Origin of the sequence: Gordonia alkaliphila (assembly GCF_023017165.1) — a bacterium.
In the GTDB taxonomy this organism is placed as follows: Bacteria; Actinomycetota; Actinomycetes; order Mycobacteriales; family Mycobacteriaceae; genus Gordonia; species Gordonia alkaliphila.
This window is the reverse complement of record NZ_JALKBW010000001.1, coordinates 3,432,529-3,452,531: the sequence shown is the minus strand read 5'-3', so window position 1 is coordinate 3,452,531 and position 20,003 is coordinate 3,432,529. Positions and strand designations below refer to the sequence as shown.

The following is a 20,003-nucleotide window of genomic DNA, read 5'->3' as shown; positions in this document are numbered from 1 at the left end:
TGAAACACACCCCGAACCGGTGGTTCGGGGTGTGTTTCATTCTTCGATCCGGTGAACAGGTGGTGAGGGTCGTGGTCGAGAAGTCGTTGGCGGGTCCGATCACCGAGGCGCTGCGTCGGGTGCGTCGCACCAGTGGCGTCTCGCTGGCGTTCGCCGGTGTGGTGCGCGACGGGTCGGCGGTGACCCTCGCGCACTTCGTCGGCCGCACCAGCGGGGTGCTCGACGGTCTGTCCGTCGAAGCCGGGCACGGGTTGGGTGGCAAGGTGCTGCGCCTCAACCGCCCGCTCGCGGTGGACGACTACCTGAAGACCCCGCACATCACCCACCGCTACAACCCGGCCATCTCCGCGGAGGGGCTGCGCGCGGTGGCCGCCGTGCCGGCCATCGTCGACGGGCGGGTGGTCGCGGTGCTCTACGGCGGTCTGCACTGCGAGAACCCCGTCGGCAACCGTCTCTTCGACACCCTGGTGGGCGAAGCGCGGACCCTGGAACAGCAGGTCGCAGTATCCCGCGCACTGATCGAGGCGGACGCGGGCGCGGGCCCGGACGTGGACATGCTGCGCGACCGCATGTCGCAGGCGTACACCCGACTGCGGCTGTTGGCGCGCACCGTCGACGACGCCGCGCTGGCCGACGAGATCGCCCGCATCACCGACGTTCTGCTCGACGAGCCCGCCCTGCGGGTGCCGGTCGCGGTGACGCTGACCCCGCGCGAGCAGGATGTGCTCGCGCTGGCTGCGCTGGGCTATTCCAACGCGCGAATCGGCGGAGAGCTGGGCGTCTCGGCCGAGACCGTCAAGGGCTACATGAAGGCCGCCATGGGCAAACTCGAGGCCGGCACGCGGCTGGAGGCCGTGGTGCTGGCCCGGCGCGCCGGGCTGCTGCCGGGCTGACCCTTCTAGTTACTTCCGATTAACCGACCCCCCTTCGGGGGGTGGTGCCTCGTTCGGTCGCCGCCTTAGTGTGAGCGAGCTTACGTAATTCGCCGACTGTGAAGTCAGCGACATGACAGGAACGAGGATCCACCGTGACAACGGCCCCGTCGGCACCACGCACCAGTATGGGGAGAGTGGCTGCGGCCAGCTCCATCGGAACGACCATCGAGTTCTACGACTTCTTCATCTACGGCACCGCTGCCGCACTCGTCTTCCCGACGGTGTTCTTCCCGGAAGCCAACGGCACCGCGGGCACGCTCGCGTCGTTCGCGACCTTCGCCGTCGCATTCTTCGCCCGACCGGTCGGCGCGATCCTGTTCGGACACTTCGGCGACGTCATCGGCCGCAAGCGCACCCTGGTGTGGACGCTGCTGATCATGGGCCTGGCCACCGTGGGTATCGGACTGCTGCCCGGCTATGAGACCGGCGCCTTCGGCATGTTCGACGGCGGTATCGGTATCTGGGCGCCTACCATCCTGGTGGCCCTGCGCTTCCTGCAGGGCTTCGCGGTGGGCGGCGAATGGGCCGGCGCCACGCTGCTGACCTCCGAATACGCCCCGGCGGGCAAGCGCGGCCTGTACGCGATGTTCCCGCAGCTGGGCCCGGCCTTCGCCTTCTTCCTGTCCAGCCTCACCTTCCTGGTCGCCAGCCTCACCGTCGGCACCGCCAGCGACGCCTTCCTCAGCTACGGCTGGCGCATCCCGTTCATCCTGTCCATGGCGCTGGTGCTGGTGGGCCTCTGGGTCCGCCTGGCCGTCGCCGAGACCCCGGTGTTCCAGCAGGCCCAGGCGCAGCGCGCCCAGGCGCCGAAGCAGGCTGTCAACCGTCTCCCGTTCCTCGACGCCATGAAGTTCCAGTGGAAGGAGATCGTGATCGCCGGCGGTGCGCTGGCCAGTCTGTTCTCGCTCTTCTACATGGGTACGGCGTTCCTCACCAGCTTTGCCACCAACCCCGACCAGATGGGTCTGTCGCGCAACTTCGTGCTGACCTCCGGCATGATCGCGGCAGTCTTCTTCGGCCTGTCCACCGCGGCGTCGGCCATCTACTCCGATCGTTTCGGTCGCCGTCGGGTCATCATGGTCTCGGTGATCGTGGCGGTGCCGTGGTCGCTGCTGCTGTTCCCGATCCTCAGCGTCGGCGGCGAGCTCGCCTTCCTCATCGGGCTGATCGGCACCCTGCTGATCTTCGGTATCGCATACGGCCCGGCCGGTGCGCTGCTGCCGGAGATGTTCCAGGCGCGCTACCGCTACACCGGCGCGGGCATGGGCTACAACCTGGCCGGTATCTTCGGCGGCGCCATCCCGCCGCTGATCGCGGTGCCGCTGATCGCCGGTCCCGGCACCATCTGGGTGGGTATCATGCTCGCGGTCCTGTCCTCGGTCAGCGTGCTGTGCACGTACCTGATCACCGAGACCAAGGACGCCGACGTCAGCGCCGTCCATCCGGTGCCGGTCCAGGCGCACGGCGACGAGGCCCCGGAACTGCAGCCCGCGTAACCGGTCTCAGGAACCGTTCCGCCAATCGAGTCGGCCGCCGACGGTGACCTCCAGCCACGTCTGGACGTCACCGTCGGCGGCCGCTCCGGTCAGTGCGGCCACCGCGATCTCGGTGGCCTCGGTGGCTTCGGCGGTGGTGAGCAGACCTGCGGCGTGGGCGTCGAACAGCTCGTCGACGTCGATCAACTGCAGCGGGGTCCCGGGGACGTCCACCAGATCCAGGTACCAGTCGACGGCGTGCCAGCGGCCGCGGGAGTCGGGGCCATGGAAGCGGCCGACGTCCAGATACAGACGTTGCCCGGTGCGGTGGCCGTCGGTGAAGTGAAAGATGTTGGCGCGCAAGCCGAGTACCGGCAGCAGCCAGCTCTCCAGGTGGTGGAACCGCGGGTGATCGGCGGTGCGGGACATGTACAGGCCGTACGGGGTCGCGCGGTAGAGCTCGACGGGCCGGACGAACCCCTTGTTGTCGGTGTTCGTCATGGCCGGGACGTCGAACACCTCCCGTTTGGGCGGGTGCACGTCAGACGCCGGACACGCGGCCGTCGGCGTCCACGGCGAACGCCGGATTGAACACGAAATCCCACCGGAAGCCGTCCGGATCGGCCACGCAGGCGCTCACGCCGCCCCACTCCCGTTCGGTCGGCGCGCTGATCGACGTCGCCCCCGCGGCCAGCGCACGACGGTACAACGCGTCCACCTGTCCCACCTCGGAGACGTTGTGCCCCAACGACATCGGCGGGGCCAGCGCCCCGAAGCCCACGTCGCCGTACTCGCCGGGCATGGAGGCGACGTTCCACAGCGCGAGCAGCAGTCCCGGTCCGGCCTGCACGAAGGCGATCTCGCCGTCGACCCGGCTGACCGGAGTGAAGCCCAGCCCTTCGGTGTAGAAGCGGGCGGCGACGTCCACGTCGCGCACGCCGAGGGTGATCGCGGTGATCCGGGGGATGGTGGTGCCGGTCATGCCTCGACCGTAGCGCCGACGACGCTAGACACGCACGATATCGCTGCCGCGGACTTCGATCTCGACCGGCTCGAGGCCGCTGGGGGCGGGGCCCGCGGTGCGCTCGCCGTCGAGCGCGAAGTGGCTGCCGTGGCAGGGGCAGACGAGTTCGGCGCCGCTGACGGTCACCGTGCAGCCGGCGTGCGGGCAGACCGCGGAGAACGCCTCGAAGGTGCCTGCGACCGGCTGGGTCACCAGGATCTGATCGGTGTCACCGACCAGCAGGCCGCTGCCGGTCGGCACCTGATCGACCGTGGCCAGGATCGTCGTGCCGTCGGGCAGTTCGACGGTGGGCTCCGGTTGTGCGGCCGGTGGGGCGGTGCTGCAGGCGGCGGCGGCGAGGGTCACCGCGGCGGCCCCGGCGCCCGCGAGAACCGCCCGACGACCGACGTGCGGAGCCTGCTTTCCGTGCGCGGAGCAACTGGTGCAGGTGGGCGTGGAGTGCTGGGGCTCGTTCATGGGCGTCCTTACCTGGCGGGCTCGGTGTCATTGTGCCACCGGATCGCCGTCCGGTGGGGCGGTCGGGCCGCGGACGAACCCATGCACGTATGCATTATTGACAATAATTGTCATTAAGGTGTGAACTGGCGTCATGAAAACCGCTCCCAGACTTCTCTTCCTGTCCGCCGCCGCACTGGTCGGGTTGACCGCGTGCTCATCCGACGACGTCGGCCCCGATCCCGGAGCGCACAGCGCGGGTCCCATCGAACAGTCCGCCGCGCAGCCGCGGCTGGTGCTGACCCACGCCGGGGGCCTCACCGTGCTCGACGGCGGCGATCTGGCCACGGTCGCCGACTTCGCATACGAGGGCTTCATCCGGGCCTCCCCGGCGGGCGACGGACGACACGTCTTCGTCGCCACCGGGGCCGGTTTCGAGCTGCTCGACCTCGGGACGTGGCGTGAACGGCACGACAGCCACGCCCACTACTACACGGCCGCACCGACGCGGACCGGCCTGACCTACCCCGGTGCCAAGCCCGGCCACGTGGTGGTGCACGACGACCGCACCACGCTGTTCACCGACGGAACCGGCGACGTCCGGATCCTGGACACCGCGAAGATCGGCTCGGCCGACGCGGTGATCCGGGAGTTCACCGTGCCCGCGCACCACGGGGTCGCGGTGGCCCGGGCGGACGGGACGACGGTGGTGTCCGCGCCGAACGGCGAGAAGGCGGGCGGCGTGCGCATCCTCGACGGCGACGGTCGCGAGGTGGCCGCGAACGTCGATTGCCCGGGTCTGCACGGCGAGGCCGCCGCGGCCGACGGCGTCCTGACCGTCGGGTGCACCGACGGGGCGCTGGTGGTGCGCGGCGACCACATCGTCAAGGTGCCGGCCGCCGACCCGTACGCCCGGCTCGGCAACCAGGCCGGCAGCGAGCACTCCACGGTGGTGCTCACCGACTACAAGACCGATGCGGACGCCGAGCTCGAGCGGCCGCAGCGGTTCGCGCTCCTGGACACCGCCGGTGCCGGAGCCGTCACCGTGGTCGACATCGACTACAGCTACAGCTACCGGTCGCTGGGCCGGGGTCCCGCGGGTGAGGCGCTGCTCCTGGGCACCGACGGTGCGCTGCACGTCATCGACCCGGTCGACGGCGCGGAGAAGGCCGCGTACCCGGTGATCGGCGCCTGGACCGAGGCGGAGGACTGGCAGGCGCCCGGGCCGGACCTGTTCGTGCTCGGCTCCACCGCCTACGTGACCGACCCGGCCGCCCGGCGGATCCGGGCGGTGAGCCTGCACGACGGCACGATCCTGGCCGAACGGGCCCTCGACGCGCCCACCGTCGAACTGACCGGCGTCACCGGCTGAGCCGTCCCGGTGTCGGCGGCAGCGGATACCCTGGAGGTATGGCATTCGCAGCGGAACAGCCGGTCGTCGCGCATTCGGAGTATCGGCCGATCGGGGACGTGGAGCGCGCGCGCAACACGCTCGAGGTGGTCAGCGACCTGGTGCCCGCCGGCGATCAGCCGACCGCCATCGCCGACCTGGAACGACGCCTCACCGCCGGCGAGCGGGACGTGGTGCTGATGGGTGCCACCGGCACCGGCAAGTCGGCCACCACGGCCTGGCTGATCGAGAAGATGCAGCGCCCCACCCTGGTGATGGCGCCCAACAAGACGCTCGCCGCGCAGCTGGCCAACGAGTTGCGCGAGATGCTGCCGAACAACGCCGTCGAGTACTTCGTCTCGTACTACGACTACTACCAACCCGAGGCGTACATCGCGCAGACCGACACCTACATCGAGAAGGACAGCTCGATCAACGACGACGTCGAGCGGCTGCGCCACTCCGCGACGTCGAACCTGCTCTCGCGGCGGGACGTCGTGGTAGTGGCGTCGGTGTCGTGCATCTACGGTCTCGGCACCCCGCAGTCGTACCTGGACCGGTCGGTCGAGCTGTCGGTGGGCGAGCAGATCGACCGTGACGCGCTGCTGCGGCTGCTCGTGGACATCCAGTACGACCGCAACGACGTCTCGTTCACGCGCGGCGGCTTCCGGGTGCGCGGCGACACCGTCGAGATCATTCCGTCGTACGAGGAACTGGCCATCCGCATCGAGTTCTTCGGCGACGAAGTGGAGGCGCTGTACTACCTGCATCCGCTCACCGGCGACGTGATCCGGCAGGTCGAGAGTCTGCGGATCTTCCCGGCCACCCACTACGTGGCCGGCCCGGAACGCATGGCGAAGGCGATCGACGGGATCGAGGCCGAACTCGAACAGCGGCTCGCGGTCTTCGAGGAGCAGGGCAAACACCTAGAGGCGCAACGACTCCGGATGCGCACCAACTACGACATCGAGATGATGCGGCAGGTCGGCTTCTGCTCGGGCATCGAGAACTACTCGCGGCACATCGACGGCCGCGACGCGGGCAGCGCCCCGGCGACGCTCATCGACTACTTCCCGGACGATTTCCTCCTCGTGATCGACGAGTCACACGTGACGGTGCCGCAGATCGGCGCCATGTACGAGGGCGACATGTCGCGCAAGCGCAACCTCGTCGAGTTCGGCTTCCGGCTGCCGTCGGCGGTCGACAACCGCCCGCTCACCTGGGACGAGTTCGTCGACCGCACCGGCCAGACGGTGTACCTGTCGGCCACACCGGGCGCCTACGAGCTCGGTCAGTCCGGCGGCGAGTTCGTGGAGCAGGTGATCCGGCCGACGGGTCTGCTGGATCCGAAGGTCGTGGTGAAGCCCACCAAGGGGCAGATCGACGATCTGATCCACGAGATCCGCCTGCGCACCGAGCGCGACGAGCGGGTGCTGGTCACCACGCTCACCAAGAAGATGTCCGAGGACCTCACCGACTACCTGCTCGAACTCGGGATCCGGGTCCGCTACCTGCATTCGGAGGTCGACACGCTCCGGCGCGTCGAACTGCTGCGACAGCTGCGGTCGGGCGAATACGACGTGCTGATCGGCATCAACCTGCTGCGCGAGGGCCTGGACCTGCCCGAGGTGTCGCTGGTCGCGATCCTCGACGCGGACAAGGAGGGGTTCCTGCGAAGTACCACCTCGTTGATCCAGACCATCGGTCGTGCCGCCCGTAACGTCTCCGGCGAAGTGCACATGTATGCCGACAAGATCACCGATTCGATGCGCAATGCCATCGACGAGACCGATCGACGTCGCGCCAAGCAGATCGCCTACAACGAGGAGATGGGCGTCGATCCGCAGCCGCTGCGCAAGAAGATCGCCGACATCCTGGACCAGGTGTACGCCGAGGCCGACGACACGGTGGAAGTGGGCGGATCCGGCCGCAACGCGAGCCGCGGTCGACGGGCCCAGGGCGAAGCCGGACGGGCGGTCAGTGCGGGCGTGTTCGAACAGCGCGATACGTCGTCGATGCCGCGCGCCGAGCTCGCCGACCTGGTGCAGGAGCTGACCGCGCAGATGATGAACGCGGCGCGCGATCTGCAGTTCGAATTGGCCGGGCGGCTCCGCGACGAGATCGCCGACTTGAAGAAGGAACTGCGCGGAATGGACGCGGCCGGGATCAAGTAGGCCGTCGACACGCGGCCGCAGGGTATGTTTCTTGAATATCGTCCCGCTCGGAGACGCCGGGCGGGTACACGTCGGAGGTAGATGCAAGTATGGCCGATTACAAGACCGTCGTCGTCGGAACCGATGGCTCCGAGTCCTCGCTGCACGCCGTGCGTCGCGCGGGTGCCATCGCCGGTGAATCCGCCACCCTGGTGATCGCCTGCGCGTACTTCCCGAACGACGGCCGTTCGGCGAGCGCGGCCGGCGACGCCCTCGGCGCCGACGCCTACCAGGTGATGGGTTCCTCGCCCACCGAAGAGATCCTGCGCGTCGCCAAGGAGCGTGCGGTCGCCGCCGGTGCCCGCTCGGTCACCACGCGCGCGGTCAAGGGCGCCCCTGTCGAGGCGCTGCTGCAGCTGGTCAACGATGTGCAGGCGGACCTGCTCGTGGTCGGCAACAAGGGCCTCAACTCGATCGCCGGTCGTCTGCTCGGCTCGGTGCCCGCCGACGTCGCCCGCAAGGCCGCGTGCGACGTGTTGATCGTGCACACCACGTAGTCTCCGCTTTTCTCGCTGCTCGGACCCCCGGCAGGCCGCTGCGGCCTACCGGGGGTCCGACTGCTTTTGCGGCAGGTCGGCGAGCGCCTCCGGCAGCGGGTCGTGGTGCACCACGACCAGGCGCTGCGTCGCGCGGGTGAGGGCCACGTACAGGTCGCTGAGGCCGCGCGGAGAGGTGGTCGCGAGCGCATGCGGCTCCACCACGATCACGTTGTCGAACTCGAGGCCCTTGGCGTCGTGCAGCGGTAGCACCCGGATCCCGTCCGGACGATCCGCCGTCGCCGCCGCGGCGGCCGCGGTGTCGGCCACCAGGACGGCGGTCAGTCCGGGCCAGTCTGCCTCCTCGGCGACGGTCAGCGCCGTCGCCAGCGCGTCGTCCGCGGGTGCCTCGACGCGATACGGCTCGATCCCGTTGCTGCGCAACGACTCCGGCGGCGTCTGCGACGGATCGATCAGTGCGAGAAGACGATTCGCGTACCGGGTGATCTCGCTCGGCGTCCGGTAGTTCACCGTCAACTCGCGCAGCCGCCACCGGTTGGCGACGTACGGGGTGAAGATCCGCTCCCACGACGTGGTCCCCGCCGAATCGCCGGTCTGGGCGGTGTCGCCGATGATCGTCATCCAGCGATTCGGTATGCGCCGCATGATCATTCGCCACGCCATCGTCGACAGTTCCTGCGCCTCGTCGACGATCACGTGCCCGAACGTCCAACTGCGATCGTCGTAGGCCCGCTCTGCCGTGGTGCGGTACTCGGTCACTTCCTGGCGTTCGGCGAGCTGCTCGGCGTCGATCAGGTCGTACGCCATCAGCAGCTCGGGATCCATGTCGTCCTCGATGTCCTGCGGCGCCGAGCCGGTGAGGATGTCGAGGGCGTCCTGCGCCTCGGCGATCCGCCTGCGCCACTGGGCCTTCTGCTCCCGCAGCGCTTCGTCGGTGCGGTAGCCGATGAGCTCGGCGAGTTCGTCGAGGAGGGGGACGTCGGCGGGGGACATGTCGGCGGCCTCGGGCAGCGGCGCCGCGTCGCGCTGCAGCTCGGCGCGATCCTCGTCGCTCCAGCCGCGCGTGGCGCCGCGCCGAAAACGGCTGTCCGCGTACAGGTCTCGCAGCAGATCCTGCGGGTGCAGGGTTGGCCAGAACTGCAGCACGGTGCGCACCACGTCGTCGTCGGTGGACAGCTCGACGCGGATGTCGTCGAGGTCGGCGGCCGTGAGCAGCTGAGATCCGTCCAAGGTAGACGCCCCCAGCTTGCGGGCGTGCACCGCAGCCAGTTCGTCGAACGCGGTCCGCAGGAAGGCGCGCTGAGCCAGATTGTGCGGGCGGCGCGTGGAGCGGGCGGCGGCGCGGGCAGCCTTGATCACGGCCGAGTCGACGGGCACGCGGTAGCCGTCGAAGTTCACGTACAGCCCGGCCGGCGGCAGGCTCTGTCGGGCCCGGACCGCGGCGCGCAGCACCGGCAGGATGCGGTCGGCGTCGCCCTTCAGCTCGGCGGCCCGACGGGAGTCGACGCCCGCGGCGCGGATCCCCGGGAAGAGGTTGCCGACCGTCGACAGCAGCACGCCGGTCTCGCCGAGCGAGGGGAGCACCTGGGCGATGTAGTCCAGGAAGGTGTCGTTGGGGCCGATGATCAGCACGCCGCTGCGGGACAGCACGTCGCGGTGCGTGTACAGCAGGTAGGCGGCGCGGTGCAGCGCCACCGCGGTCTTGCCGGTGCCCGGTCCGCCCTGGACCACCATCACGCCGCGATGCGCGTTGCGGATGATCTCGTCCTGCTCGCGCTGGATGGTCTCGACGATGTCGGTCATCTCGCCGGTGCGGGCGGCGTTCAGGGCGGCGACCAGCGCAGTCTCGTTCACGACGCTGGCGTCGTGGCCGTCGCCGGCGTCCACCTCGCCGGACAGCAGGTACTCGTCGGACACGCTGCGCACCGCTCGGGTTCGCGTCCGCAGGTGTCGGCGGCGGCGGACGCCCTCCGGCGACGCCGGGGTGGCCAGGTAGAACGGGCGCGACAGCGGGGCGCGCCAATCCAGCAGCAGCGTGGTCACCTGGTCGTCGTCGAGGATACCCATGCGGCCGATCCGGGCGATGTCGTTGCCGGTGGCGTCCGGTTCGGACATGTCGAGCCGACCGAAGTACAGGTTGTGCTCGGCGGCGTCGATGCGGGTCAGCATCTGCGTGTAGTGCCGCTCGTACGACTCGCGTTCGGACAGCGCCTGCGGAGTGCCCGCCGACTCGAGGAGGGTCTCCGACAGGCGCCGATCGGCGGTCGCGCGCATGCGATCCAGCCGCGCATAGACGGCGTCGAGATGTACCTGTTCTTCAGCGAGGCGCGGATCGGGGGTCACAGTCGCACCAGTGTACTGACGCGCGGCGCGCGCGGCATGGTGCGAACTGCGACGCGGTCAGCTCCGGAAGCGGCGCTTCAGGCCGCGCGCCTCGACGACGGCCTGATGGCCCAGCTCGCTGGCCTTGTCCGCCGCCTGGTGACCCAATTCGCCCGCCTTGTCCGCGGCCTCGCGGGCCAGACCGGGAGCGCGATCGGCGACGACCAGCGCCAGCTCCTCGGCGCGGTGGCGCGCCTGGTCGGCGAGCAGCGGCGCTCGCTCGGCCACCTTGACCGCGGCGATCTCGGCCCGTGCCCGACCCCGGTCGGCGACGTCGGCGGCACGTTCGCCGAACTCCTGCGCGTCCACGGCGGCGCGGTCCGCCCACGCCGACAGTGCGGACTCGGTCGCCTTCTCGCCGATCGGGAGGGCGGCGGCCATCGCGACCTTGGCGTCGTGCGCCCGACGCCGGCCGCGCCACGCGAGCGACGGCTTGCCCTCGGTGTCGGCGCTGGCCAGCAGCACGCCGCCGAGCAGGCCGAGATTCTTGACGAACGAGACCTTGCGGATCTCCCGGCGCACCGGATCGGTCTCGGTCCAGAACGCGCCGTCGTACACGGTCGACGGCACCAGCGTGGTGGCCAGCACCGCGGACGCCACGCGCGGAACGCGTCCGGTGGCGAGCAGGAGGCCGCCGCCGATCTGCACGGCGCCGTTGATGCGCAGGGCGGTCGCGGCATCCGCGGGCACCACCTGGGCCACGTCGGCGGGCAGTGCATCGCGGCCGGCGTCGACCAGCGGCTGCGCGGTGTCCACCACCGGACGCGGTGCGCGCAGCGCCTCGACGCCGGAGGCGACGAAGGCGGAGGCGAGCAGGGGACGAGCGATCTTGCGGAGAATCACGGTATCGACCTTCCGGTGGGAGCCTGTCTACGGGCGGCGCGGCGTCGGAGTGCCGGGCCTCAGTACACAGGGTAGGGAACAATCGCCTCCCGTGCGGCGCACGTCACTACCAACCGCGTGCGCGCCACTCGGGCAGGGCGGGGCGTTCGACGCCCAGCATGGTGTCTGAGCCGTGACCGGGATAGACCACCGTGTCGTCGCCGTATCGGCCGAACAGCTTGGTCTCGACGTCGTTCAGCAGGACCTCGAAGTCGCCGGGCTGCCAGGTCTTGCCGACCCCGCCGGGGAAGAGGGAGTCGCCGGTGAACAGGTGCACGCGGCCGCCGTTCTCGGTCAGGGCCAGCGCCACCGAGCCCGGCGTGTGCCCGACCAGACCGATCACGTCGAGAGTCAGATCGCCGACGGTGACGGTGTCGCCGTCGACCAGCAGGCGGTCCGGGGTGACCGGCAGCTCCGGGGCGTCCGACTCGCCGGCCGCCGTCGGTACCTGCCGCACGCGGTCGACCTCCTCGAGTGCCTGCCAGTGGTCGAAATGTCCGTGCGTGGTGACGATCTGCCGCAGATCCGCGTCCAGCGCCGAGAGCAGGGCGAGGATCGACGCGGCGTCGTTCGCGGCGTCGATCAGCAGGGTCGCGCCGGTGGCCGCGTCGGTCACCACGTAGACGTTGTTGTCCATCGGGCCCACCGACATCTTGACGATGGTCGCGTTGTCGAGGGTGCGGCGCTGCGCGCACACGTCATGGTGGTCGGCTGACGGGGTGGTGTCGCCGGTGTAGTCGTCGGAGATGCTGACCTGGATGCTCATGGCTCCCACCCTAGTGTCGACCGTCACATGACGGGCGGCGGCGTCCGCTCACAGCGCAGCGCTCGACGGCGGTCTTGTCGGTACCCCCGCGTACCCTGTCCTTTTGGGGAAGCGTGCTTCGCCAATCGCCGTGCTGAGCAGGAATGGGAGTGTCAAGTGGTTGATCGGCTGATCGTCCGGGGTGCGCGGGAGCACAATCTGCGCGGGATCGACGTCGACCTGCCGCGCGACTCGCTGATCGTCTTCACCGGACTGTCCGGCTCGGGCAAGTCGTCGCTCGCCTTCGACACCATCTTCGCCGAGGGGCAGCGTCGCTACGTCGAATCGCTGTCGGCCTACGCGCGCCAGTTCCTGGGTCAGATGGACAAGCCCGACGTCGACTTCATCGAGGGCCTCTCGCCCGCGGTCTCCATCGACCAGAAGTCCACCAACCGCAACCCGCGGTCCACCGTCGGCACCATCACTGAGGTGTACGACTACCTGCGTCTGCTGTACGCCCGCGCCGGTACGCCGCACTGCCCGACCTGCGGGGAGAAGATCTCGCGGCAGACGCCGCAGCAGATCGTCGACCAGGTGCTGGAGCTCGAGGAGGGCACCCGCTTCCAGGTCCTGGCGCCCGTGGTGCGCACCCGCAAGGGCGAGTTCGTCGATCTGTTCGCCGAGCTGCAGACCCAGGGCTTCGCGCGGGCCCGGGTCGACGGCGAGGTCCACCAGCTGTCCGATCCGCCGAAGCTGAAGAAACAGGAGAAGCACGACATCGACGTCGTCGTGGACCGGCTCGCGGTCAAGGCGACGGCCCGCCAGCGCCTCACCGACTCGGTGGAGACCGCGCTGCGCTTGGCCGACGGCGTGGTGGTGCTCGACTTCGTCGACCGCGACGAGGACGCGGCCGACCGCACCCGCCGGTTCTCCGAGAAGATGGCCTGCCCCAACCACCATCCGATCGCGATCGACGATCTGGAGCCGCGCAGCTTCTCGTTCAACTCGCCGTACGGCGCGTGCCCCGAGTGCGACGGCCTCGGCGTCCGCAAGGAGGTCGACGAGTCGCTGGTGGTTCCCGACCCGGAGATGACCCTCGCCGAGGGCGCCATCGCGCCGTGGTCGTCGGGCCACAACGCCGAGTACTTCGGCCGCCTCATCGGCGGTCTCGGCGAGCAGATGGGCTTCGACCTGGACACGCCGTGGAACAAGCTGCCGCGCAACGCGCGCAAGGCGCTGCTCGACGGCTCCGAGCACCAGGTGCACGTCAAGTTCCGCAACCGGTACGGCCGCACCCGCAGCTACTACACCGAGTTCGAAGGCGTCATGGCCTTCCTGACGCGCCGCGCCGACGCCACCGAGTCCGAGCAGATGAAGGAACGGTACGAGGGCTACATGCGCGACGTGCCGTGCCCGGCCTGCGCCGGCACCCGACTGCGTCCGGAGATCCTCGCGGTGACGCTGCACAACCCGGTCCACGGCGACTACTCGATCGCGCAGGTCACCGCGCTGTCGGTGGCCGAATGCGCCGAGTACCTCGACGGCCTGGCCCTGGGCGAGCGGGAAGCCGCGATCGCCGGCCGCGTCCTCAAAGAGGTGCAGGCGCGCATCACGTTCCTGCTCGACGTCGGCCTCGAGTACCTGTCGCTGTCCCGCGCCGCGGGCACCCTCTCCGGCGGCGAGGCACAGCGCATCCGGCTGGCGACGCAGATCGGCGCCGGTCTGGCGGGCGTGCTGTACGTGCTCGACGAGCCGTCGATCGGTCTGCACCAGCGCGACAACCGTCGTCTCATCGACACCCTCGTGCGTCTGCGCGACCTCGGCAACACGCTGATCGTCGTCGAGCACGACGAGGACACGATCCGCGCGGCGGACTGGATCGTCGACATCGGGCCGCGCGCCGGCGAGCACGGCGGCCAGGTGGTGCACAGCGGCGACTACCCGGGTCTGCTGAAGAACAAGGAGTCGATCACCGGCGCCTACCTGTCGGGGCGCAAGACGCTCGAGGTGCCCGCGGTGCGTCGACCCGTCGACCGCAAGCGGCAGCTGACCGTTGTCGGCGCCCGCGAGAACAACCTGCGCGGGATCGACGTCAAGTTCCCGCTGGGCGTGCTGACCGCGGTCACCGGCGTCTCCGGCTCCGGTAAGTCGACCCTGGTCAACGACATCCTCGCCACCGTGTTGGCGAACAAGCTCAACGGTGCGCGACAGGTGCCCGGCCATCACACGCGCATCACCGGCCTGGACCACCTGGACAAGCTGGTCCGGGTGGACCAGTCGCCGATCGGCCGCACCCCGCGCTCCAATCCGGCCACCTACACCGGCGTCTTCGACAAGATCCGCACACTCTTCGCGGCGACCACCGAGGCCAAGGTGCGCGGCTACCAGCCGGGCCGGTTCTCGTTCAACGTCAAGGGCGGCCGCTGCGAGGCGTGCATGGGCGAGGGCACCATCAAGATCGAGATGAACTTCCTGCCGGACGTCTACGTCCCGTGCGAGGTGTGCCACGGTGCCCGGTACAACCGGGAGACCCTCGAGGTGCACTACAAGGGCAAGACCATCGCCGAGGTGCTCGACATGCCGATCGAGGAGGCCACCGAGTTCTTCGAGCCGGTCACCTCCATCCACCGGTACCTCAAGACCCTCGTCGACGTCGGCCTCGGCTACGTCCGGCTCGGTCAACCCGCGCCCACCCTGTCCGGCGGTGAGGCGCAGCGTGTGAAACTGGCCGCCGAACTGCAGAAGCGGTCCACCGGACGCACCATCTACGTGCTCGACGAGCCGACCACCGGCCTGCACTTCGAGGACATTGCGAAGCTGCTGGTGGTGATCAACGGACTCGTCGAGAAGGGCAACACGGTGGTCGTCATCGAGCACAACCTCGACGTCATCAAGACCGCCGACTGGGTGATCGACATGGGCCCGGAGGGCGGCAGTGGCGGCGGCACCGTGGTGGCGCAGGGGACGCCCGAGCAGATCGCGGCCACCCCGGGCTCGCACACCGGCGGCTTCCTGCGCGAACTGCTCCCGGCCACCGAATCCGCCAGCTGAGTAGCATGGCTCCCATGAGCACACCTTCGTTCGACGACGCCCTCAGCCCCGGCGTGCAGGCGCCGTCGTACGAGGAGGTCACCGGCTACACCAAGGCCGGCGAGCCGACCCTCGACTTCGTGCGGGACAAGATCGAGAAGCGCGCCGCCGTCGCGATCGGCGCCGAGGAACTGGCGTCGGCCATGCCGGAGAGCCGCGAGCTCGACGACCTCCTCGCCGAGCGCGACAAGGCCGCCAAGGCCAAGCTGGAAGAGATCCGCAAGTCCATGGGCTGACCGCCGCGGCTGTGGACAGCGGGCCGGCCGCCACCGCCACGCGGGCGCCGTGCCGGACAGCGAGATCGTCGAGGTGGACGGCATTCGGGTCACCGACCTGCGGCGCACGGCGCTGGATCTGGCGCAGACCGGTACCTTCGCGCAGGCGCTCACCGTTGTCGACGGCGTCCTGGCCCGCGGGGTGAGTAAGGAGTCGCTGCACGCGGCGGCTGCGGAACGTACGACGACGGGCATCCGGATCGCGCAGCGCGCCGTCGCCCACGGCAGTGGACTGTCGGCGACGGTCGGGGAGTCGTGGAGTCGAGCGCAGATGATCGACGCCGACCTCCCGCTGCCGCAGCTCCAGCGCGAATACTGGCTGTCCGGTGAGCAGTACTTCCCGGACTACGACTGGGACGGTCTGCTCATCGGCGAGTTCGACGGCCTCATCAAGTACCGCGGCGTCCTGCGCGAGGGGGAGAAGCCGCACGACGCCGTGGCCGAAACGCAGAATCGCGCGTCACTTCGGATCCGCGCACCCTGCAGAGTGCGCACATCCGAAGTGACGCGCGATTCAGGCCAGAACGTCAGGCGCGGGGCGGGCCGGTCAGCTTCTCGCCGGGGCCTTCGCCGGGCTCGTCCGGGAACGCGCTGGCCTCGCGGAAGGCGAGCTGGAGTGCCTTGAGGCCGTCGCGGATCGGCTTGCGGTGCACACCGAGGTCGGGGCTGGCCGCGACCACCAGGCCGGCGAGGGCGGTGATCAGGGTGCGGGCCTCGGGGAGATCGCGGTACTGTTCGTCGCCGCCGGCTTCCGGGCCGATCTTCTCCGCGGCCGCGCTCATCAGCATGACGGCCGCGCGGGAGATCACCTCGATCGACGGGATGGTGGCGAGTTCGCGCACCTGGTCGGGGCCGCTGGCCTCCGGCGTGTCGGACGGATCGGTGGAATAGGAATCTGCGCTCACGACTGTTAGACTTTCACAGCATGACCGCCCTGGCGTTGCCGGGGTAGCAAGAGGATGTTCGTATCCCACCGTCCGACGCACTCGATGAGCTGCTGTTTTACGGTCGAAGGTCACATCATCGCACGACGATGGTGGCGCGGCGCCCGTCCGGGATGCCGCCGCCCGCATCTGCGTTGGTGTCTTCGCATCGAACGCCCCTCTCGCTACTTCGCTCCGCACGAACGGTCGGCAGTGAAAACCCGATGGAGGAGGCCACATCAGCACTGAGACCCGCATCAATGAGCGCATCCGCGTCCCCGAGGTCCGGCTTGTCGGACCCGGCGGTGAGCAGGTGGGCATCGTGCGTGTTGAAGATGCGCTTCGCCTGGCTTACGAAGCCGACTTGGACCTGGTAGAGGTTGCGCCCGACGCGCGCCCGCCGGTGTGCAAGATCATGGACTACGGCAAGTTCAAGTACGAGGCGGCGCAGAAGAAGCGCGAGTCCCGCCGTAACCAGCAGATGACCGTGATCAAGGAGCAGAAGCTCCGCCCGAAGATCGACGACCACGACTACGAGACCAAGAAGGGTCACGTCGTCCGGTTCCTCGAAGCGGGCTCCAAGGTCAAGGTCACCATCATGTTCCGCGGTCGTGAGCAGTCCCGCCCCGAGCTGGGTTACCGGCTCTTGCAGCGCCTGGGCAACGACGTCGCCGAGTTCGGCTACGTCGAGACCTCGGCGAAGCAGGACGGACGCAACATGACCATGGTCCTCGCCCCGCACAAGGGCTCCAAGACCCGGGCACAGGCTCAGCAGTCCACGTCGGACAGCTAAGCAGCCCAACCCCCGCACCCCACTCACGCGAAGCCAGCACCGCGCCGGACCAACGGCACGGCGATGGTCTTCGCCCGAATGAAGGAAAACCATGCCTAAGAGCAAGACTCACAAGGGCACCGCGAAGCGATTCAAGGTGACCGGCAGCGGCAAGATCGTCCGCCAGAAGGCCGGCAAGCGCCACCTCCTCGAGCACAAGTCCTCGCGGGTCAAGCGTCGCCTGGACGGCACCGTCGTGGTGAGCGAGGCCGACGCCCCGCGCATCAAGCGCCTGCTGAACAAGTGACTTGTAAGAATCGTTAGTTAGGACTGAAAACTCATGGCACGTGTCAAAAGGGCGGTCAACGCTCATAAGAAGCGCCGCACTATCCTCGAGGCCTCGAAGGGCTACCGCGGTCAGCGGTCGCGCCTGTACCGCAAGGCCAAGGAGCAGCAGCTCCACTCGATGACCTACGCCTACCGCGACCGCAAGGCGCGCAAGGGCGAGTTCCGCAAGCTGTGGATCCAGCGCATCAACGCTGCGGCGCGTCAGAACGACATGACCTACAACCGCTTCATGCAGGGCCTGAAGCTGGCCGGCGTCGAGGTGGACCGCAAGGTCCTCGCCGACCTGGCCGTCACCGACCCGACCGCGTTCGCCGGTCTGGTCGACGTGGCTCGCAAGGCGCTGCCCGACGACGTCAACGCACCGGCCGCCTGATCGGCCCGCTGTCGACACCGTAGACACGAACCGACCCGCGATGGATGTTCTCACCGAACGTTCGTCGCGGGTCGTTTCGTTGGCCAAACTGCACCGGGCGTCGGTCCGACGCGCCGAGGGGATCTTCCTCGCCGAAGGGGCCAACGCAGTCGACGCCGCACTGTCCACCGAACGCGCCCGGCAGTTGCTGGTGCGCGACGACGACGCCGACCGTCACCGCGAGCTGATCGAGCGTGCCGAGACGGCCGGACTGCCGGTGCACCGCCTCACGGCGCGCGCCGCCGACAAGCTCAGCGAGACCACCACCGCCCCGGGGATCTTCGCGGTCTCCGCGCTCGTCACCACGAGCCTGCACCACTTCGATCTGGCCGGCGCGGGCTTCGTGGTGGTCGCGGTGGAGCCGCGCGAGCCGGGCAACGTCGGCACCCTGATCCGCTGCGCCGACGCGATGGGGGCGGCCGCGGTGCTGCTGCTCGGCGACGCCGTGGACCCGCACAACGGCAAATGCGTGCGCGCCAGCGCGGGCAGCGTCTTCCATGTGCCGATCGCCGTGGACAAGGACGTCGACGGCGCCCTGGACCGCGTGCGCGCCGCGGGCCTGGCGACGCTGGCGACCACCATGGGTGGGGAAGTGGACCTGCCCGCCGCCGGCGAGCTACTCGCTGCCGGTCACGCCTGGCTGTTCGGCAACGAGGCGCACGGCCTGCCCGAGTCGGTGGTGGCCGCCGCCGACCACCGTGTCTCGATTCCCATTCACGGCCGCGCCGAGAGCCTCAACCTGGCTGCCGCGTCGGCCATCTGCCTCTATGCGAGCGCCACCGCGCAGCACTGAACAAGAGGCGAGGGACAGACGAGCGGGGCCCGCCACACGTGACGTGTGGCGGGCCCGTTTCGTCTGCGTCGTGGCTAGACCGCGAAGTCGCCGCGGTTGCTCTTGGCCTTGCCCTCCTTGAGGACCAGCAGGATGTTGGCGTTGTCGCCCACGAGGTCGGCGTCGACACTGGGATCGCCCTTCACGACGACCACGTCGGCCAGCTTCCCGGCTTCCAGGGTGCCGAGCTTGTCGTCGACGCCGCACAGCTCCGCGGAGACCTTGGTGCCTGCGCTGATCGCCTGCAGCGGCGTCATGCCGCCGAACCTCACCAGCAGGCCCACCTCTCCGAGGTTGGTGCCGTGGTCGGGGACCAGTCCGGCGTCGGTGCCGGTCGCGATCTTGATACCGGCGTCGACCGACTTGCGGATCGACTCCTGCGCCATCGCGTGCCACTTCTCGCTCTTGGCGACGGCCTGCGGGGTGGCGGTGTCCGGGTGCATGGTCTCGAGCAGCGTCGGAACCAGGAACTGGCCGTTGGCGACCATTTCCTGGCGCAGTTCGTCGGTGATCGCATAGCCGTGCTCGATGCTGCGCGCGCCGCCGCGGATGGCCGCGGTGATGCCCTTGAGGCCGATCGCGTGTGCGGCGACGGGACGGCCGCCGTAGGCGTCGCCCTCCTCGACCAGAGCCGAGACGATCTCTTCGCGCGCGCCGAGGTAGTCGGGTTCGTCGTTGATCGACGTGACGCCGCCGCTGGAGGCCACCTTGATCACGTCGACGCCCTCGCGGCAGAGTTCGCGCGCTTCGAGGCGGGCCTCGTCGACGGTGTCCACCAGGACGCCGCCGACGATTCCGGTGCCGCTCAGGCCGGACGGGATGTGGAAGTCGGCGTGGCCGCCGGTCTGGCTGATCATCTTGTCGGCGACCAGCAGGCGCGGGCCCTCGATGAGGCCGTGCGCCACCGCGTCGCGGACACCGGTGTCGATGCCCATCATGTCGCGCACCGTGGTGACCCCGGCCTGCAGCGTCACCTTCAGGCGGTCGATCAGCTGGAAGTAGCGGTACGACGGCGGGACCATCGCGGCCATGATCGGGGAGCCCTTGGTGCCGGGCAGCGACATGTGCACGTGGACGTCGAAGAATCCGGGGCAGACGGTGTTGCCGCCGAGATCGACGCGGGTCGCCGCGTCGTCGACCTGCGGGGCGCCGGACGCCGGACCAGCGTAGGTGATGGTGCTGTCGTCGATCACGACGACGGCGTCGGCGACGGGTTCGGCTCCGGTGCCGTCGATCAGGCGGGCATTGTGCAAGACAGTGGTCGTCATACTTGTTGTTCTACACGGTGCCGACGGGGTGTTCCGGATTCGCGCGTCGGCGCTGCGCGGCCCGTCCCGGACACGGCACAAAAGGAGGGGCCCGCGGCGCAAAGC

The 20,003-nt window shown here is 69.4% G+C and carries 20 protein-coding genes; 12 read left to right on the top strand and 8 right to left on the bottom strand.

Annotated elements, in window-relative coordinates; all coding sequences use genetic code 11:
* The first annotated feature begins 59 nt into the window (after window positions 1–59).
* Window positions 60–893 carry a LuxR C-terminal-related transcriptional regulator gene (locus MUG78_RS15785; protein ID WP_246996413.1) on the top strand — a complete coding sequence of 278 codons (834 nt, stop codon included), beginning with the start codon at window positions 60–62 and terminating at the stop codon, window positions 891–893.
* A 167-nt stretch (window positions 894–1,060) separates the two neighbouring features.
* Entirely contained in the window at window positions 1,061–2,431 is a 1,371-nt protein-coding gene (locus tag MUG78_RS15780) for an MFS transporter (protein WP_246996411.1), read from the top strand.
* A 6-nt stretch (window positions 2,432–2,437) separates the two neighbouring features.
* Here MUG78_RS15780 and MUG78_RS15775 read toward each other — a convergent pair whose 3' ends face one another.
* The 3 genes from MUG78_RS15775 to MUG78_RS15765 are packed head-to-tail and all read right to left on the bottom strand — an operon-like array spanning window position 2,438 to window position 3,890.
* Window positions 2,438–2,911 carry a ribonuclease FAU-1 family protein gene (locus tag MUG78_RS15775; RefSeq protein ID WP_246996409.1) on the bottom strand — a complete coding sequence of 158 codons (474 nt, stop codon included), beginning with the start codon at window positions 2,909–2,911 and terminating at the stop codon, window positions 2,438–2,440.
* Between the two features lie 40 nt (window positions 2,912–2,951).
* A complete protein-coding gene (locus MUG78_RS15770) occupies window positions 2,952–3,392 on the bottom strand; it encodes a VOC family protein (protein WP_246996407.1) in 441 nt (146 codons plus the stop codon).
* 24 nt (window positions 3,393–3,416) lie between these two features.
* Window positions 3,417–3,890: a QcrA and Rieske domain-containing protein gene (locus MUG78_RS15765; RefSeq protein WP_246996405.1), complete on the bottom strand. Its 474-nt coding sequence runs from the start codon at window positions 3,888–3,890 to the stop codon at window positions 3,417–3,419.
* Between the two features lie 133 nt (window positions 3,891–4,023).
* On the opposite strand from MUG78_RS15765, the gene MUG78_RS15760 reads away from it, so the two are divergent.
* From MUG78_RS15760 to MUG78_RS15750, 3 genes are all read left to right on the top strand, one after another.
* The gene (locus MUG78_RS15760; protein ID WP_246996403.1) at window positions 4,024–5,241 is read left to right on the top strand and encodes a hypothetical protein; all 1,218 of its coding nucleotides are present in this window, start codon (window positions 4,024–4,026) and stop codon (window positions 5,239–5,241) included.
* 38 nt (window positions 5,242–5,279) lie between these two features.
* Window positions 5,280–7,433 carry an excinuclease ABC subunit UvrB gene (uvrB, locus tag MUG78_RS15755; protein WP_246996401.1) on the top strand — a complete coding sequence of 718 codons (2,154 nt, stop codon included), beginning with the start codon at window positions 5,280–5,282 and terminating at the stop codon, window positions 7,431–7,433.
* Window positions 7,434–7,522: 89 nt separating this feature from the next.
* Entirely contained in the window at window positions 7,523–7,969 is a 447-nt protein-coding gene (locus tag MUG78_RS15750) for a universal stress protein (RefSeq protein WP_246996399.1), read from the top strand.
* Between the two features lie 45 nt (window positions 7,970–8,014).
* Here MUG78_RS15750 and MUG78_RS15745 read toward each other — a convergent pair whose 3' ends face one another.
* The 3 genes from MUG78_RS15745 to MUG78_RS15735 form a co-directional block, all read right to left on the bottom strand.
* A complete protein-coding gene (locus tag MUG78_RS15745) occupies window positions 8,015–10,312 on the bottom strand; it encodes a HelD family protein (RefSeq protein WP_246996397.1) in 2,298 nt (765 codons plus the stop codon).
* A gap of 57 nt (window positions 10,313–10,369) precedes the next feature.
* Window positions 10,370–11,194, bottom strand: a complete 825-nt coding sequence (locus MUG78_RS15740; protein ID WP_246996395.1) for a DoxX family protein — start codon at window positions 11,192–11,194, stop codon at window positions 10,370–10,372.
* Between the two features lie 106 nt (window positions 11,195–11,300).
* Window positions 11,301–11,999: an MBL fold metallo-hydrolase gene (locus MUG78_RS15735; protein WP_246996393.1), complete on the bottom strand. Its 699-nt coding sequence runs from the start codon at window positions 11,997–11,999 to the stop codon at window positions 11,301–11,303.
* A 156-nt stretch (window positions 12,000–12,155) separates the two neighbouring features.
* On the opposite strand from MUG78_RS15735, the gene uvrA reads away from it, so the two are divergent.
* Genes uvrA through MUG78_RS15720 form a run of 3 tightly spaced genes read left to right on the top strand, consistent with a single transcriptional unit; the run spans window position 12,156 to window position 15,968 of the window.
* Window positions 12,156–15,029, top strand: a complete 2,874-nt coding sequence (gene uvrA / locus MUG78_RS15730; protein WP_246996391.1) for an excinuclease ABC subunit UvrA — start codon at window positions 12,156–12,158, stop codon at window positions 15,027–15,029.
* Between the two features lie 14 nt (window positions 15,030–15,043).
* Window positions 15,044–15,304: a hypothetical protein gene (locus MUG78_RS15725; RefSeq protein ID WP_308221376.1), complete on the top strand. Its 261-nt coding sequence runs from the start codon at window positions 15,044–15,046 to the stop codon at window positions 15,302–15,304.
* Window positions 15,305–15,353: 49 nt separating this feature from the next.
* Window positions 15,354–15,968 (top strand): hypothetical protein, encoded by a 615-nt coding sequence (locus MUG78_RS15720; protein ID WP_246996387.1) that lies wholly within the window; start codon window positions 15,354–15,356, stop codon window positions 15,966–15,968.
* Here the strand turns inward: MUG78_RS15720 and MUG78_RS15715 are convergent.
* Complete coding sequence (locus MUG78_RS15715; RefSeq protein ID WP_246996385.1) at window positions 15,871–16,248, bottom strand: DUF1844 domain-containing protein; 378 nt, start codon at window positions 16,246–16,248, stop codon at window positions 15,871–15,873. The two genes, MUG78_RS15720 and MUG78_RS15715, sit on opposite strands and share 98 nt — an antisense overlap.
* Window positions 16,249–16,504: 256 nt before the next feature.
* On the opposite strand from MUG78_RS15715, the gene infC reads away from it, so the two are divergent.
* From infC to MUG78_RS15695, 4 genes are all read left to right on the top strand, one after another.
* Complete coding sequence (infC, locus tag MUG78_RS15710) at window positions 16,505–17,059, top strand: translation initiation factor IF-3 (protein WP_246997101.1); 555 nt, start codon at window positions 16,505–16,507, stop codon at window positions 17,057–17,059.
* A gap of 91 nt (window positions 17,060–17,150) precedes the next feature.
* A complete protein-coding gene (rpmI, locus tag MUG78_RS15705) occupies window positions 17,151–17,345 on the top strand; it encodes a 50S ribosomal protein L35 (RefSeq protein ID WP_246996383.1) in 195 nt (64 codons plus the stop codon).
* 33 nt (window positions 17,346–17,378) lie between these two features.
* A complete protein-coding gene (gene rplT, locus MUG78_RS15700; RefSeq protein WP_246996381.1) occupies window positions 17,379–17,759 on the top strand; it encodes a 50S ribosomal protein L20 in 381 nt (126 codons plus the stop codon).
* A gap of 40 nt (window positions 17,760–17,799) precedes the next feature.
* A complete protein-coding gene (locus MUG78_RS15695; protein WP_246996378.1) occupies window positions 17,800–18,591 on the top strand; it encodes a TrmH family RNA methyltransferase in 792 nt (263 codons plus the stop codon).
* A 74-nt stretch (window positions 18,592–18,665) separates the two neighbouring features.
* On the opposite strand, the gene MUG78_RS15690 is transcribed toward MUG78_RS15695, so the two are convergent.
* Entirely contained in the window at window positions 18,666–19,898 is a 1,233-nt protein-coding gene (locus MUG78_RS15690) for a metal-dependent hydrolase family protein (RefSeq protein WP_246996376.1), read from the bottom strand.
* Between the last annotated feature and the right edge of the window lie 105 nt (window positions 19,899–20,003).

Bases quoted from the DNA above. Each gene is read 5' to 3' on its own strand.
- MUG78_RS15780 (WP_246996411.1), top strand. From the start codon at position 1,061: ATGGGGAGAGTGGCTGCGGCCAGCTCCATCGGAACGACCATCGAGTTC.
- MUG78_RS15775 (WP_246996409.1), bottom strand. From the start codon at position 2,911: ATGACGAACACCGACAACAAGGGGTTCGTCCGGCCCGTCGAGCTCTAC.
- MUG78_RS15770 (WP_246996407.1), bottom strand. From the start codon at position 3,392: ATGACCGGCACCACCATCCCCCGGATCACCGCGATCACCCTCGGCGTG.
- MUG78_RS15765 (WP_246996405.1), bottom strand. From the start codon at position 3,890: ATGAACGAGCCCCAGCACTCCACGCCCACCTGCACCAGTTGCTCCGCG.
- MUG78_RS15760 (WP_246996403.1), top strand. From the start codon at position 4,024: ATGAAAACCGCTCCCAGACTTCTCTTCCTGTCCGCCGCCGCACTGGTC.
- uvrB (WP_246996401.1), top strand. From the start codon at position 5,280: ATGGCATTCGCAGCGGAACAGCCGGTCGTCGCGCATTCGGAGTATCGG.
- MUG78_RS15750 (WP_246996399.1), top strand. From the start codon at position 7,523: ATGGCCGATTACAAGACCGTCGTCGTCGGAACCGATGGCTCCGAGTCC.
- MUG78_RS15735 (WP_246996393.1), bottom strand. From the start codon at position 11,999: ATGAGCATCCAGGTCAGCATCTCCGACGACTACACCGGCGACACCACC.
- MUG78_RS15725 (WP_308221376.1), top strand. From the start codon at position 15,044: ATGAGCACACCTTCGTTCGACGACGCCCTCAGCCCCGGCGTGCAGGCG.
- rpmI (WP_246996383.1), top strand. From the start codon at position 17,151: ATGCCTAAGAGCAAGACTCACAAGGGCACCGCGAAGCGATTCAAGGTG.
- rplT (WP_246996381.1), top strand. From the start codon at position 17,379: ATGGCACGTGTCAAAAGGGCGGTCAACGCTCATAAGAAGCGCCGCACT.
- MUG78_RS15695 (WP_246996378.1), top strand. From the start codon at position 17,800: ATGGATGTTCTCACCGAACGTTCGTCGCGGGTCGTTTCGTTGGCCAAA.
- MUG78_RS15690 (WP_246996376.1), bottom strand. From the start codon at position 19,898: ATGACGACCACTGTCTTGCACAATGCCCGCCTGATCGACGGCACCGGA.